Origin of the sequence: Winogradskyella marincola (assembly GCF_029624125.1) — a bacterium.
Lineage (GTDB): Bacteria > Bacteroidota > Bacteroidia > Flavobacteriales > Flavobacteriaceae > Winogradskyella > Winogradskyella marincola.
This window is the reverse complement of the sequence record NZ_JARSBN010000001.1, coordinates 489,627-504,503: the sequence shown is the minus strand read 5'-3', so window position 1 is coordinate 504,503 and position 14,877 is coordinate 489,627. Positions and strand designations below refer to the sequence as shown.

The 14,877-nt window shown below is 34.0% G+C and carries 16 protein-coding genes; 7 read left to right on the top strand and 9 right to left on the bottom strand.

Features of this window, described 5'->3' with window-relative positions:
• Positions 1–56: 56 nt before the first annotated feature.
• The 3 genes from P7122_RS02365 to P7122_RS02355 are packed head-to-tail and all read left to right on the top strand — an operon-like array spanning position 57 to position 2,101.
• Positions 57–1,142 carry an amidohydrolase family protein gene (locus P7122_RS02365; protein ID WP_278004168.1) on the top strand — a complete coding sequence of 362 codons (1,086 nt, stop codon included), beginning with the start codon at positions 57–59 and terminating at the stop codon, positions 1,140–1,142.
• Positions 1,143–1,199: 57 nt separating this feature from the next.
• A complete protein-coding gene (locus P7122_RS02360) occupies positions 1,200–1,430 on the top strand; it encodes a hypothetical protein (RefSeq protein ID WP_278004167.1) in 231 nt (76 codons plus the stop codon).
• Positions 1,431–1,459: 29 nt separating this feature from the next.
• The gene (locus P7122_RS02355; protein WP_278004166.1) at positions 1,460–2,101 is read left to right on the top strand and encodes an O-methyltransferase; all 642 of its coding nucleotides are present in this window, start codon (positions 1,460–1,462) and stop codon (positions 2,099–2,101) included.
• 56 nt (positions 2,102–2,157) lie between these two features.
• Here P7122_RS02355 and P7122_RS02350 read toward each other — a convergent pair whose 3' ends face one another.
• From P7122_RS02350 to P7122_RS02325, 6 genes are all read right to left on the bottom strand, one after another.
• Complete coding sequence (locus P7122_RS02350; protein ID WP_278004165.1) at positions 2,158–3,660, bottom strand: S8 family peptidase; 1,503 nt, start codon at positions 3,658–3,660, stop codon at positions 2,158–2,160.
• 116 nt (positions 3,661–3,776) lie between these two features.
• Complete coding sequence (locus tag P7122_RS02345) at positions 3,777–4,067, bottom strand: Sec-independent protein translocase subunit TatA/TatB (RefSeq protein WP_278004164.1); 291 nt, start codon at positions 4,065–4,067, stop codon at positions 3,777–3,779.
• 78 nt (positions 4,068–4,145) lie between these two features.
• Positions 4,146–6,446, bottom strand: a complete 2,301-nt coding sequence (locus P7122_RS02340; protein WP_278004163.1) for a M1 family metallopeptidase — start codon at positions 6,444–6,446, stop codon at positions 4,146–4,148.
• A 65-nt stretch (positions 6,447–6,511) separates the two neighbouring features.
• Positions 6,512–7,018: a DUF6702 family protein gene (locus P7122_RS02335; protein ID WP_278004162.1), complete on the bottom strand. Its 507-nt coding sequence runs from the start codon at positions 7,016–7,018 to the stop codon at positions 6,512–6,514.
• 48 nt (positions 7,019–7,066) lie between these two features.
• Complete coding sequence (locus P7122_RS02330; protein WP_278004161.1) at positions 7,067–7,864, bottom strand: carboxypeptidase-like regulatory domain-containing protein; 798 nt, start codon at positions 7,862–7,864, stop codon at positions 7,067–7,069.
• The gene (locus P7122_RS02325) at positions 7,851–8,666 is read right to left on the bottom strand and encodes a carboxypeptidase-like regulatory domain-containing protein (protein WP_278004160.1); all 816 of its coding nucleotides are present in this window, start codon (positions 8,664–8,666) and stop codon (positions 7,851–7,853) included. The genes P7122_RS02330 and P7122_RS02325 overlap by 14 nt, the downstream gene beginning before the upstream one ends.
• Before the next feature lie 127 nt (positions 8,667–8,793).
• On the opposite strand from P7122_RS02325, the gene pepE reads away from it, so the two are divergent.
• Positions 8,794–9,501, top strand: a complete 708-nt coding sequence (pepE, locus tag P7122_RS02320; RefSeq protein WP_278004159.1) for a dipeptidase PepE — start codon at positions 8,794–8,796, stop codon at positions 9,499–9,501.
• A gap of 1 nt (position 9,502) precedes the next feature.
• Here pepE and P7122_RS02315 read toward each other — a convergent pair whose 3' ends face one another.
• On the bottom strand, positions 9,503–9,928 hold the full coding sequence (locus P7122_RS02315; protein ID WP_278004158.1) for a GNAT family N-acetyltransferase: 426 nt from the start codon (positions 9,926–9,928) through the stop codon (positions 9,503–9,505).
• 116 nt (positions 9,929–10,044) lie between these two features.
• Here P7122_RS02315 and P7122_RS02310 point away from each other — a divergent pair, with 116 nt between their 5' ends.
• Entirely contained in the window at positions 10,045–10,812 is a 768-nt protein-coding gene (locus tag P7122_RS02310) for a M48 family metalloprotease (RefSeq protein WP_278004157.1), read from the top strand.
• A gap of 43 nt (positions 10,813–10,855) precedes the next feature.
• Here the strand turns inward: P7122_RS02310 and P7122_RS02305 are convergent, their stop codons facing one another.
• Positions 10,856–11,251, bottom strand: coding sequence for an ankyrin repeat domain-containing protein (locus tag P7122_RS02305; protein ID WP_278004156.1), 396 nt, complete (start codon positions 11,249–11,251; stop codon positions 10,856–10,858).
• 263 nt (positions 11,252–11,514) lie between these two features.
• Between P7122_RS02305 and gpmI the strand changes: the two genes are divergently transcribed.
• Entirely contained in the window at positions 11,515–13,029 is a 1,515-nt protein-coding gene (gpmI, locus tag P7122_RS02300; RefSeq protein WP_278004155.1) for a 2,3-bisphosphoglycerate-independent phosphoglycerate mutase, read from the top strand.
• Positions 13,030–13,071: 42 nt separating this feature from the next.
• Positions 13,072–13,482 carry a BT0820 family HAD-type phosphatase gene (locus tag P7122_RS02295; protein WP_278004154.1) on the top strand — a complete coding sequence of 137 codons (411 nt, stop codon included), beginning with the start codon at positions 13,072–13,074 and terminating at the stop codon, positions 13,480–13,482.
• A gap of 7 nt (positions 13,483–13,489) precedes the next feature.
• Here P7122_RS02295 and P7122_RS02290 read toward each other — a convergent pair whose 3' ends face one another.
• Positions 13,490–14,755 carry an acetyl-CoA hydrolase/transferase family protein gene (locus tag P7122_RS02290; RefSeq protein WP_278004153.1) on the bottom strand — a complete coding sequence of 422 codons (1,266 nt, stop codon included), beginning with the start codon at positions 14,753–14,755 and terminating at the stop codon, positions 13,490–13,492.
• Positions 14,756–14,877: the final 122 nt, after the last annotated feature.

The window sequence follows — 14,877 nt, the reverse complement described above, 5'->3', positions numbered from 1 at the left end:
AAATCTTAACTAATTACTAAAACTAAAGATTCTTGTTATTGCAGGAATTACAGATAATGGAAAAACGAAAACTAAGAATAAACGGTCACTCACACTTACTACCTTACCCAGAAGAAATTCCTGATTTTATGAAAGACAAGGGGATTTTTTGGGTAGATAAAGACCGAAAATTTATGCTTCAAAAGGATTGGAATAGACCTATTACTGATTCTAGTTTTTTCTTAAATGAAAAGTTAGCATGGATGGAGCACTTTAAAATTGATCATGCTGTTGTTTTGAATTTATCTCAACTTTATGGTAATGGTTTAAGGTTGGAAGAGATGAAACAAGCCTTGCGTTTTCAAAATGATTTTAATGCACGCATACAACACGATCATCCGAGTAAATTTACAACGGGTTTTGTGGTGCATCCTGGTTTTGTAAGAGGCGCTTGTTGGGAAATAGAGCGTTGTGTTGAGGTTTTAGGAATGCGTTTGTTGTGTTTGCCAACACATTATATGGATACTATTGGAACATGGCGTTGCATTTTTGATGAAGAAAACGAACCTATTTTTGAGCTTGCCGATAAATATAATTTAGCTGTTGAAATTCATCCGTACGATGGTGAAAAATTCATAAAGCTAGAAAACACATCTTGGCGTTTTCACTTAATTTGGATGTTAGCACAATGTGCAGATGCATACCATTTTTTAACCTTAAATGGGTACTACGAAAAGTATCCTAATATGCGAATTTGTTTTGCTCATGGCGGACAGTTAGCTCAGATTAATCTTGGTCGTCGAATTCAAGGATTTGATGGAAGACCAGATTTGTTTGAAGGAAAAAAGCATCCTCGTAAGGCTGTTGGTCATAAAAATATTTTCTTTGATACTTTAGTACACGACACAGGTTCTTTAGAATTATTGATAAAGAATCAAGGTTCTAATCAAGTTATTATGGGATTGGATGATCCTTATCCTTTGGGTGAAATGGAAAGTGCCCAACAATCTTCATATCCTGGTAAAATTCTAGATTTAGCTATGGAGCGTCAAATTATATCAGAGCCACAACGTGATGCTATTTGGGAAGACAACGTGATACAATGGTTGTGTGGTGATGATGAAAAGGCTAAAAAGGATTTAGTAGCCAGAATAATGTCTTAAGGCTATAATTTTCAATTTTTTGTCTATATTTAGAATCTAATCAAACAATCAAGTAATATGAGAAAAGTAGGTTCTTACATGGCATTAATAGGTATAGGTTTAATTGTTTTACCTTTTGTAGGTTTAACAATAAGATTTACTGATTGGATATATGAATGGGGCGAAGGTGTGGCTTGGGCTATAAAAATTGGTTTAGTCGTTGTAGGAGCTGTGTTATTCTTTTTAGGTAAGCCTGAGGAAGAGGAAGTAGAATTAGAGCTTCCTGAAGAACCAGAAAAAGCTGAATAAATTAATATTTCTTTTAAAATTATTTTGATATGTATTTTTTGCCAGAGGCATTAGACAATTATGTGGTTTCACATTCTGAGCAAGAGCCAGAGTTATTACAACAATTAACTAGAGAAACGTATCAAAAGATATTACAGCCTATTATGCTTAGTGGTCCTTATCAAGGTAGGGTATTGAGCATGATTTCTAAGTTGGTAAATCCTAAATCTGTTTTGGAATTAGGAACCTTTACAGGCTATGCAACATTGTGTTTAGCCGAAGGTTTGCAAAAAAATGGAGTTATTCATACTATTGATATCAATGAGGAGCTTCACGATTTTCAGCGAAAGTATTTTGATAAATCGGATTACGGTTCTCAAATTATACAGCATACAGGTAGCGCACTAGATATTATACCTGAGTTAGATATGATGTTTGATTTGGTTTTTATCGATGCAGATAAACCTAATTACAGTAATTACTTTCATCTTATCATAGACAAACTAAATCCTGGCGGAATTATATTGTCCGACAATGTCCTATGGCATGGAAAAGTCGTTGAGCCACTAAAAGAAAAAGATACTTCAACAAAAGCGGTTTTAGATTACAACAATCTGCTAAAAGAAGATCATCGGATTGAAACAGTTTTGTTGCCTATAAGAGATGGACTTACAATTTCCAGAAGAAAATAAAAAAAGAGCTTTGTGTTAATTCACGAAGCTCTTTTTAGTTTTTGATAGTTCAATTCTTACTGAACAGCTAATAGCGCATCAATATTACCATAGCCAAAACTACTGTTTTTGCTTGGGTAAAATTCTGAAGATTGCTTAAGTCTATTGAGTACTTGGGTTCTAGACCAACCAGGATATTTAGACCATATTAAAGCAGCTATACCTGCAGTTGTTGCTGTTGCTACAGACGATCCGCCAGTGTAACGTCTTTGGCCTGTGTTAAACCCTAAAACAGGAGGTGCTTTACTAGTGTTGTTGTCTCCTTCCATGATTATTGTAAAATCAATTTTACTTCCGCTATGGCAGGTTTCGCATCGTTCATAGCTAGTGCCATCATTAACTCCAGTTACAGCGACAGTTTCGCTCATTGTTGCTGGGAAAATAACACCAAAGCCATTTGTAAAGCTTGTTGAGGTTCCACCAGCAGCAAAGATTAATTTTCCTTTGCTATAAGCGTATTTTACAGCATCTTTAATGTTACCTATAGACCAAACGTAACCAATAGACATAGAGATGATTTTTACATCATTTCTATTGCCTAATTGTGTTAAAGCTGCAGACACACCTTTGCGTTCATGGTAATCATTTAATAAAACATCTTCAGTTGCTCTATATGCAACTAGATTAGAGTTGTATGCTACACCAACAGGCATGCCGTCATTGTTTCTTGGTGCTGCCATGGTAGAGCCCATTGCTGTACCGTGACCACACTTATCATGAGGTCCATCATAGTTGTTACTCCACCACCATGAAGAATCTATAAAAGTTCCGTATTTCTGAACAAATCTACCTGTAGAAGCACCATCATTAATTCCTGATGCATTTAATAAATATTGAGAAGCAGAGACACCAGTATCTATAAGACCAATGGTAACACCAGAACCAGAGCTGTGATTCCAAGCCTGAGGAATGTTATGCTCGTTAAAATGCCAAGACACTTGCGCATTATTTGGACTAATTGTAGTGTAGTGCGCAGAATTTATACTGTCAGGATTTTTGTCGCAACCAGAACTGCTTTTGGCTGTAAAGGTTGAATATTGATTATAGCCATTAGGTTCTAAATAGCGAACAAAATCGCTCTTTCTTAGCTCAATAATGGTTTCAATTTTTGTAACTTCTATATCAAACACGGTAATGATTTCGTGTTCTATTAATTTTAGTTTTCTTTCGTCAAAATCTTCATTCTGAAGTACAATATCTATTAATGCATTTTTTTTAGACTCTAAAACAGGATCTTCCGTTTCGCTGAAACTTTGGTCAGGATTTCCGTATCCAACAGTTAGTACATTTTGTCCGTGAACAACAGCACTCCATAAAAAATGTTCGTCAACGGCATTCCAGTCAAAATCGCCTGTGTTTTCTATAGTTTCAGTAATTCTTGAATTAATTTGTTCTACAGAGAGTGGTTCTTCAGGAAATTGAATAATTTCTGATTGGTTTTCTAAATTAGTATCATCTTTAGAGCACGATACTAGTACTATTACTGATAGAAGTAATAGTTTTAAGAAATTTCTTTTCATTTAATAATGGTTTAGACGTTAGTGTATGTCTAAATATATTAAATAATTGATTAAAAATCGCTTGAATTATTATTGATGCGTTAAATAAATAGCAAAAAATTAAAGGATAATGTATTTTATCTATTGCGTTTTACAGAGCCAGTAAAGTTTTCGAGATCATCTTTAACCTTATTGATTTCTTCTTGAATCTCTTTTGTAGTATCAGTATCTATGATATTATTTTCTTTAGCACTTTTGGTTACTTCATGCTTTATATCATTTGTGGCGTCTTTTAGCTGACGCATACCTTGACCAAGCCCTCTGGCAATCTCAGGAAGCTTATCTGCACCAAAAACTAATACTAATATGAATAGTATAAAAACAATTTCGGTACCTCCGATAAATAAAAATGTTGCTAATTGTATCACAATGCAAATATAGAGTGACTTTATGTAATAAAAAAAGCCGACTCGTTAAAGTCGGCTTTAATTTTGAATAAATTTTTCTTAATCTTTCACTTTGTTTTTAAACTTATCGAAATCACTTTCTTTAGTTTCTCTTGGCCAAGAGTTATTTGAAGTGTCAATATCTGCTGTTTCAAGGTCTGGATCTACAGTAATAGAAACGATTTCTTTATCAGAAGCAATAGCTTTACTTACTTCTTTATCGTTTAGCCTCCATACTTGAGCAGGATAAGTAGTTTTTTCTTTTGTACCGTCAGCATATACATACTCAACAATTAATGGCATAACTAAACCACCTGGTTTATCAAAAGTTACTTCGTAGAAAAACTTTGGAGACTTCTTCATGCTTTTTTGCTGCTCTGGAGTAAAGTTGTCCATTATGTATTCTTTTACTGTAGGAAGGTCTTCTATAGCTTTACCACTTTTTAAAGCATCATCATAGCCTTCATCACCTTCAGCAATAAAATAAACAAGAGAATTCGGGTCTATGTTATATTGCTCAGCAAGTTTTTTTCCATTTTCGTTAGGGTTGTTAGTTACTGCAAATTTCTTAACTTCCTTAATACCTATGTCTGTATAATCTGTAGTGTAGAACCATCCTCTCCAGAACCAGTCTAAATCTACAGCAGATGCGTCTTCCATAGTTCTAAAGAAATCTTCAGGTGTTGGGTGCTTAAACATCCAACGTTTTGAATATTCTCTAAACGAATAGTCAAATAAATCATGACCCATTATAGTTTCACGCAGTATGTTTAGTCCTGTAGCTGGCTTGCTGTAAGCATTGCTTCCAAACTGATATGTGTTTAAACCTTTAGTCATAATAGGTGCAATAAAATCTTGATCGCCTCCCATATATCTTACGATATTTTTAGCAGGACCTCTACGAGAAGGGTATTGGTCGTGACCTGGAGATAAAGCGGTTGGATTCCATTCACCAAAATCTTGCTCTGCTACATACTGAACAAAAGTGTTTAATCCTTCGTCCATCCATGTCCATTGACGCTCATCGCTATTTACAATCATAGGGAAGAAGTTGTGGCCAACCTCATGGATGATAACACTAATCATTCCGTACTTAGTTCTATCTGAGTAGTTACCATCTTTGTCTGGTCTTCCGTAATTCCAGCAAATCATTGGGTATTCCATTCCTTGTCTTTGTGCATGAACAGAAATGGCTTTATGGTACGGATAATCAAATGTCATACGAGAGTATGATTTTAATGTACTAGCAACTGTTCTTGTAGACCACTGTTCCCAAAGCGGATTCCCTTCTTTAGAATATAAAGAAACAGCCATAACATCTTTGTCTCCAATTTTTACAGCCATCATATCGTATATATACTTTCTCGATGTTGCAAAACCGAAATCTCTAACCATTTTGGCAGAAAGTTTCCATGTTTTTTTCTTATTGCTTTTAGTCTTTTCAGTTTTACGAGCTTCGTCTTCGGTAACAATCATTACAGGCTTATCGTAAGATTTTTTAGCCTTATTGTAACGTTTCATCATTTCTTTTGAGAAAACTTCTTCTCTGTTGGTTAAGTTACCTGTTCCGTCTAAGATATGATCTGCTGGTACTGTAATATTAACATCAAAGTTACCGAATGGTAATGCAAATTCATCTCTTCCCCAAAACTGAGAATTTTGCCAGCCTTCTAAATCGTTGTATACAGCCATACGAGGGTAAAATTGTGCTATAACGTAAGATCTGTTATCGTTTTCTTCAAAATATTCATAACCGGAACGTCCTCCATCATTAACGTGATCATTAATGTTGTACCACCACTTTATATTAAAAGAAAATTTATTTCCTGTTTTCATAGGTGTTGGTAACTCTACACGCATCATTGTGCGGTTAATGGTGTGAGGTAAATCTTTACCATTAGTGTCTTTTACATGCTCTATGTTAAAACCTCCGTCAAAACTATCTTTTAAGTACGTTCCTGTTGCTCTTGAAGCTGAAGTTGCAGGACCAATTCCAGAACTATTAATTAAAGGTGTTTTAGAGTCTTTAGCTCTCATATTTTGGTCTAGTTGTACCCAAAGATATGTTAGCTCATCTGGTGAATTGTTGGTATATGTAATAGTTTCGTTACCATATAATTTGGCATTAACGTCGTCTATTTCTATATCCATTTTGTAGTCTGCTTGCTGTTGATAGTAAGCAGGACCTGGTGCGCCAGAACCAGTTCTAAACATGTTTGGTGTGGCAAATTCATCGTATAATTGTTTGAATTTGTTTTGGTTAGTGTGACCTGGCTTGCGCTCTGGCTTAATGTCATCTTGTGCAAAAGCACTTGCCGAAACAAAAAGCATAGCACCAAAGAAGTACTTGAAAATTTTCATTGCAATTAGTGTTAATTAAAAAATGATTCCGAAAATAGAGAAATTAAGGCGTTTTAACAGAATTTTTAGTTAAAGTTTAACACGCATTCATCATTCTCAGAAATGAGTAAGAAACTCTTGTTTTTGTTTAATAGTTTTAGTCTAACGATATTTTGTTGATCTGGAAGTACATCAAACAGAATACGATTAACAACATTTATAGATTTGATGTTTTTGATATTTTCTATTTCGAGATAGCAATAGGTAATGTCGTCTTTATATTCTTTTCCAATGTAATTAAAATCATATGCTGTGCCGTTAATTTTAATTTTTAGTTTGTCTTTTAGATACCGTTTCATGTATTCATCTACAATCTCTGGCTCATCTTCCTCGGCAAGTGTTATGGTTTCATCATAACGCTGACGAATAAGTCTTTCAAAATCATCAATAAAAATCTGGCTAATTATCTGAACAGACTGCTGTTCTTTAGCATATTCTATATTGGTAACACTTACGTAATATTCGTGTTTAGTGCTACTGGATGTTAATAGTATGCCTACGACTAAGGCGAAAATAAAGGATGCTGATTTCATATAAGATTTTCTTATTCTTTTTGAGAAAACCCAAAAAGTATTCCAAAGTTAATCATTATTAGAACTATCAAGGTTTTCTCTGTAAGCTTTTAATTTTTGTTGTAAAAATTCTAGCAGCTCAATGTCATTGTCTTTTTTGCATAGGTTTAGAAAATTTTCGTCTTCTTGGGAGAATAAAAAGTACTCGTCTCTAAGGTTTTTGGGAAGTGTGTCGTTTTCAAAAATTATAGATTCATAATCAATTCTGAGTCTGTTGATACATTTGTCTCTGTCATCTAGCTCTACAATGTCTTTTAGTTTTTTGGTTCTGCCGCTAATTTTATTGAGAAGTTTATGAAAATTAACACCAAATCCAAGACCTAAATGTCCCCAAGAACCACCATCTGCATCATGTAGTTTTTTTTCGTTTTGCGTAAGTGGTAGTTTGGTGTTGCCTGGTATGCCAAGATCATAGAAGTTGATTTCGGTTTTGGCATTCGAGTTTTCTAAATCAGATTGTAAACTTCCGGTAAGTATTTTGCCTACAATAACTTTATCGAGTTCGCTTACTTTTTCATCTAATTTAATTTCAATAGAATTAGAATCTTCGTGTTCTTTTGAAATTATGATCTCTTTGTTATTATAAATTAAACTAGAAATGAACAATGTATCTGTGGCTTTTGCTTCAATACTAAATTCGCCTTTCTCGTTAGATACAGTGTATTTTGATGCTGTTTTGTTTATGATATGAATACCTTCCACATCATCGTCGGCAATTAATTTGCCTTTAATTTCTTGCCTTTGAGCTTGCAACAACAACGAAAAAATTAGTGCTACAAGACTAAATGTGAGTTTAGTCTTTTTCACTTTTATCCTTAAGAAAAGATTTGCTTAGTTGCGTTATGCGTTCTAGAAATTGCATTTCTTTGTCTTCTGCAAGGAGTTCTTCATCGATGCCTTGGGCTTCAATATAGTCAATGAAAGCATTTACCTGATCTAGAGGAATATTAAAATTAGTGTGAATGTAGTTAACACTATATTTATCTAGAGCTTCTTTAAAAGGTGTTCTGTTAATGGCTTTTTGGGCATCTGTTTTGTCTTCTTTTTCTATATCTACAACTTGGCTTACAATAAAACCAGCAAGATTAACAATGTTTAGCATGTTTCCTACAGTAGGATTGTTTTCATTAAAAGCCAAATTATCTGCTTTGGTTTTATAATCTGCAGAAAACTCAAAATCTTCAATATTGTCTAGTCCTAAGTATACATAATCTAAACTTACATTGTAGGTTCTTACATTTTCTAAGTCGGCATTAATATTACCTGTAAGTCCAAAAGGTAAAATAACGACTTCGTCTAGTTTGTTAACCTCTTCTACAAGGATAACAGTAAGTTTTTTAGATTTTATGATGTCTTTGGTAATAGTAACTTTAAAATCTTTGAACTGAATAGCGCTAAATTCTAATACATCATTTACAGCAACCGTAGCTGAGAATTCTCCGTTTTCATCTGTAATAGTTCCTTTATTGGTTGTTGTATTAAATACAGTTACGCCTTCTTTGTCTTCAGAGGCAACTGAGATTTTTCCGTTTACAGCAACCCTCTCAATATCTTGGCTATAAATAGAAATAGTTAATAAGCAACTTATTATAAGTAGTATGTGTTTCATGTTGGTGTTATTGTTATATAAAGTTCGTGCTTATTCATCAATTTTCATATAAAAGGGTTAATAAAACTTTGTTAAAGTGGAGTGCTTCGATTTTAAAGTTTACAACTATATATGTTAAATTTGTTGTATGAAATCAGTTATTATAGCCAGCACATCAACCGTTCATGGAAGCGGTTCTTTAGAGTACCTTTTAGATGAATTAAAGACTCATTTTGAATCAGCAAACGAAATATTATTTGTTCCTTATGCAAGACCAGGTGGTATTTCGCATGATGAGTATACAGCTAAAGTGGCTGAGCCTTTTAAGAAAATAGGTAAGACAGTGAGAGGGATTCATACTTTTGATGATCCTAAAAAAGCGATTAAAGAAGCTGAAGGTATTTTTACAGGAGGTGGAAATACATTTGTTTTAGTAAATCAGTTGTATAAAAACGATGTATTATCTTCAATAAAAGAGGCTGTAAATAATGGGACGCCATATTTAGGCACAAGTGCAGGTAGTAATATTTGCGGTCTTACAATGAATACCACTAACGATATGCCTATTGTTTATCCACCAAGTTTTAAGACTTTAGGTTTGGTGCCGTTTAATATAAATCCGCACTATCTAGACCCAGATCCAAGTAGTACACATATGGGAGAAACCAGAGAAACCAGAATTAAAGAGTTTCATGCGTTTAATACGCAACCTGTTATTGGGTTAAGAGAAGGGAGTTGGATAGAAGTAAAAGATGATAGCCTAACACTAAAAGGTGATTTGGAAGCTAGAATTTTTGAGTACAATAAAGATCCTTACGAACTGCCAACCAACTCTGATTTAAGATTTTTAAAATAGGTTATATCTTTTTTAGAAAGTGATAGCCTAAAATTTTGAAGCCTTCATTGTAGTAGAATTTGTGAGAAGGATGATTTTGAACATAGGTGTTTAGCTCAAGAGATTCATAACCTTTTGCTTTGCAATACTCTTGAATCCAACGCATAAATAATTTTCCTAATCCTTTATTTCTGTGTTGAGGTTTTATGAATACATGGTCTATTTCTACAGATTTCCCAGAGTAATGCCTTGTACAAAACCATAAACCAGTGATGCCAACTATTTCATTCTTTAAAGTTATGATAGCACATTCATAGTTCTGATTTTTTATTTCGTTAAATCGTGATGATAAAACAGAAGCTTCTATCTTCCCGTTATTTAGTTCAAAAACCAATGGTATTATAGACTCTAGCTCAGAGTTAGGTAGTATTTTAAAGTCGTAGTTCATTCTAGTAGTTTAAAACTGTAAAATTAATGTTTTTGGAAATTTGAAGCTATATGAGATGACTTTTCAGGAAATTATGTGTCAAACTTTTGTAAATTTATCAGACTAAGACAATCATCATGAGAAGAGGTAATTTTAAAGTTAGAATTCTTATAGCCTTGGCTGTGGTAGCCTTTGCGTTTGTTAGAAAATGCAGTCAAGAAGAAATTAATCCCTACACAGGTAAAAAACAAGCCATATCACTATCTCCTGATCAAGAGATCGCTATAGGTTTGCAAAGTGCTCCAGGTATGGCAAAACAGCATGGTGGTTTACATCCCAATAACCAATATCAAGCTTTGGTAGATGATGTAGGTAATAAGCTTGTAAATAGTAGTATTGCTAAAAAAACACCTTACGAATATGAGTTTCATTTATTAGCAGATGAAAATACAATAAACGCTTTTGCATTACCAGGAGGACAAATTTTTATAACCTATGCTTTGTTTTCAAAATTAGAAAACCAAGATCAGTTGGCAGGAGTTTTAGGTCACGAAATAGGTCATGTTTTAGGCAGGCATTCTAATGAGCGCATTACAAATGCAAATTTTTGGAAAGTGATAGCAATGGGTAGTTCTGCCATAGATATGGGAGGTGTTGCTCAGCAAATGGGACAAGGTCAACTCTTAAAAAATGGAAGAGGAGACGAATTAGAAAGTGATGAGCTGGGAGTAAAATTTATGATAAAAGCAGGATACAATCCTGAGGAAATGATAGGTGTCATGGAGATTTTAAAAGCTGCTGCAGGTCCTAATCGTGTTCCAGAATTTCAGAGCACACATCCTGATCCAGAAAATAGAATAGAAAAGATTAGAGAAGCTATTAAAAAATATAAAAATGCGCCTTAATTATTAAGACGCATTTTACAATTAACTAACTCAAATAATTGTCTTAATTAGACGCTTTCTTTTTAAAACGTTTCAAAAACTGTGCCGCTTCCTTAGCTTCAGATTGCTCTGCGTGGTTTAAGGCAGTGTAGCCTAGGTCACAAGACTTGTGCACATCAGCACCAGCTTTTAATAATACTTTAATTAACTCTACACGGTTGTATTTTGCAGCGTAGTGTATAGGACTCATACCATTAGATTTTGCATTTACATCTGCACCTTGCTCTATTAAAGATTTAGCAAGATCTAAGTCACCAGTAGCTACAGCTTTACATAAAGGGCTTATTTCTACAGTTTTTACAGCTACTTCACTTGTTGAAGTTAAAAGATCGTTTGATGCATTTAAATTTGTGATTGAAAAGCCCAATGCTAAGGCTAAAATTACTACTGTTTTTTTCATGATGAAAGATTTAAAAAATTAATTGATTTGTTTTTTGATTATACTAAAGAGACGACATAATTTCTATAATGTTACACTTTAAAATTTTATATAACATAGATTTAACGTTTTGAAAACAAATCTGTTAAAGCTTTCGTAAAATCGCGTATCTATATAACAATCAGCATAGTATAGCTTCAGGATTAAATAACATTCAAAATTTTCTGAATACAGAATTATAGTCGTATTCTATACCTTATATTTGAGGTAATAAACACAAGAATATGAATAAGAAGGTAATCTTAATGATATTAGATGGTTGGGGAAAATCGCCAGATCCAAAAGTATCAGCAATAGACAACGCAGAAACTCCATTTATAGATGGATTGTACAATACATACGCTAATGCAAGTTTGCGAACCGATGGTTTGCATGTAGGTTTGCCAGAAGGGCAAATGGGTAATAGCGAAGTAGGGCACATGAACCTTGGAGCTGGTAGAATTGTATACCAAGATTTAGTTAAGATTAACCTTGCTGTAAAAAATAAAACCCTTCAAGAAGAGCAAGTGCTCAAAAATGCTTTTGATTATGCAAAAGCTAATAAAAAAGACGTGCATTTGTTAGGCTTGGTAAGTGATGGAGGTGTACACTCTCATATCAACCATGTTTACGGATTGTTAGATGCCGCAAAAGAGAATGACTTAGAGAATGTTTATGTACATGCTTTTACAGATGGTAGAGATGTGGATCCTAAATCTGGTTATGGATTTATATCAGAGTTAGAAGAATATTTAGCTAAAACAACAGGAAAACTGGCAACCGTTACAGGACGTTATTATGCCATGGATAGAGATAAGCGCTGGGAACGTGTTAAATTAGCATACGATGCAGTAGTGCATGGCAATGGAACACAGACTAAAAATGTTTTAAAAGACATTGAGCAAAGCTATGAAGAAGATGTAACAGATGAGTTTATAAAACCACTTATTGTTAGTGAGAATGGTAAGCCAGTTGCAACTATAAAGGATGGAGATGTTGTTCTGTTTTTTAATTTTAGAACAGATCGAGGACGACAATTAACACAAGCACTTTCGCAAGAAGATTTTCATGAGTACAACATGCACAAATTGAATTTGCACTATGTAACCATGACCAATTATGATGATAATTTTAAAGGTATCAACGTAATTTTTAATAAAGATAATTTATCTGAAACTCTAGGAGAAGTATTAGAAAAATTCGGAAAAAAGCAAATAAGAATAGCTGAGACAGAAAAGTATCCTCATGTTACGTTTTTCTTTTCAGGAGGAAGAGAGGAACCTTTTGAAGGAGAAACAAGAATTCTTAGAAATTCACCAAAAGTTGCTACTTACGACTTAAAGCCAGAGATGAGTGCTTTTGAGCTAAGAGATGCTTTAATTCCAGAACTTAATAAAGGAGAGGCAGACTTTGTGTGTCTTAATTTTGCAAACGGAGATATGGTTGGCCATACAGGTGTTATGGAAGCCGCAATAAAAGCTTGTGAGGCTGTAGATACTTGTGTAAAAGATGTAGTGACTTCTGCTCTAGAGAATGATTATACTACAATTTTAATAGCAGATCATGGTAATTGTGAAACTATGATAAATCCTGACGGAACACCTAATACAGCGCATACAACCAATCCGGTTCCGGTTATACTAATTGATAAAGACCTCAAAGCTATAAAAGATGGTATTTTAGGAGATATAGCACCAACAATTCTAAAACTAATTGGTGTAGAACAACCTGATGCTATGACACAACATAGCCTTGTATAAATGACACATTGTTGTAACTTTGTCGCCTAATTGATTGATTGCATGAATTTTCAGGATAGATTAATAATAGCAGTAGATTTTGATGGAACCATAGTAGAAGATGCTTATCCCAAAATAGGGAAAACAAGAATCTTTGCTTTCGAGACGTTAAAGCGTCTTCAACAAGATGGTCACAGACTTATTTTATGGACATATAGAAATGGTACCAAACTACAAGAAGCAGTTGATTTTTGTAAAGAAAATGGTATTGAATTCTATGCTGTAAATGCAAGTTTTCCAGAAGAAAAATACGATTACAGTCGAAGCCGAAAAATTCATGCCGATTTGTTTATAGACGACAGAAATATTGGCGGCATACTTGGTTGGGGAGAAATCTACCAGATGATAACCAATGAAGAGCCAAATATAAAGCAGCCAAAAAGAAAAGGAGGTCTGTTTGGCTGGTTTAAATAAGCCATTTTTACATTAGCTCAAAATAAGCTTTGTCAATTTCTTCTCTGTGATCTGGATGTGCTATATCTACAAGTGCTTTTACGCGTTGTTTTATTGTTTTTCCGAATAAATTAGCAATACCATATTCTGTTACTACATAATGCACATGTGCTCTAGTAGTAACAACACCTGCACCTGGTTTTAGTGAAGGAACAATTCTACTAATGCCTTTTCGGGTTACAGAAGGTAAAGCTATAATGGCTTTTCCGCCTTTGCTTAAAGATGCACCTCTTATAAAATCCATTTGTCCTCCAACACCAGAGTACATTTTAGAACCTATAGAATCTGCACAGACTTGCCCAGTTACGTCGACTTCAATAGCAGAATTTATGGCTACCATTCTTGGATTTTGTTTTATGTACGATGTGTTGTTAGTGTAATTAGAAGCTCTCATTTCTACAAAAGGATTGTCGTCTACATAATCATACAAACGCTTAGAGCCCATTAAAAAAGTAGTTAAAGCACGACCTCTGTTTATCTTTTTATAATTTCCGTTAATAACATCACTCAGTATTAAATCAATAACACCATCCGAAAACATTTCGGTATGTAAGCCTAAGTCCTTATGATTTGTTAATCGCGATAAAACAGCATTAGGTATGTTGCCAATTCCCATCTGTAAGGTGCTTCTATCTTCAATTAAACTAGCTACATAATCGCCAATTTTACTTTCAATTTCTGTTGGCTCACAGGCATGCATTGTTGGTATTTCGTCATCACACTCTACAAAATAATCTATTTCAGAATAATGTATAATTCCAGCTCCATGAGTACGTGGCATATTTTTATTAACCTGAGCTATGACAGTTGTAGCATTGTCGATAGCTGCTAAAGTAGCTTCAACAGATACACCTAATGATAAGTAACCGTGTTTATCTGGTTCAGAAACATGAATTAAGACAACATCTAGGTCAATAATATTTTGATGAAACAAGGTAGGTAATTCACTTAAAAAAACAGGAGTATAAGATCCGTTACCAGCTTGCAGTGTGTGTCTTACGTTTTTGCCTATAAAAAAGGAGTTAACATGAAAACTTTCTTTTAATTCTGGATTAGCATAAGGCGCTTCACCTTCTATATGCAAATGGCATACTTCAACATTTCTCAATTCTTCATGCCTGGCAGACATTGCATTTATTAATTTTTGTGGTGCTGCGGCTGCAGCTTGTATATAAACTCTGTCATTAGATTTAATGACTTTTACGGCTTCTTCTGCGCTTACTGTTTTGAACATTTCTTGAAATTTATACTACAAACTTACTGCTCAAAAAGTGTATAAAAACTGTTTTTTATCATGTTTTACTAAAATTATTTAATAGTTATAATTGCCTATCTTTGCACCTCAATTTAGGAAAC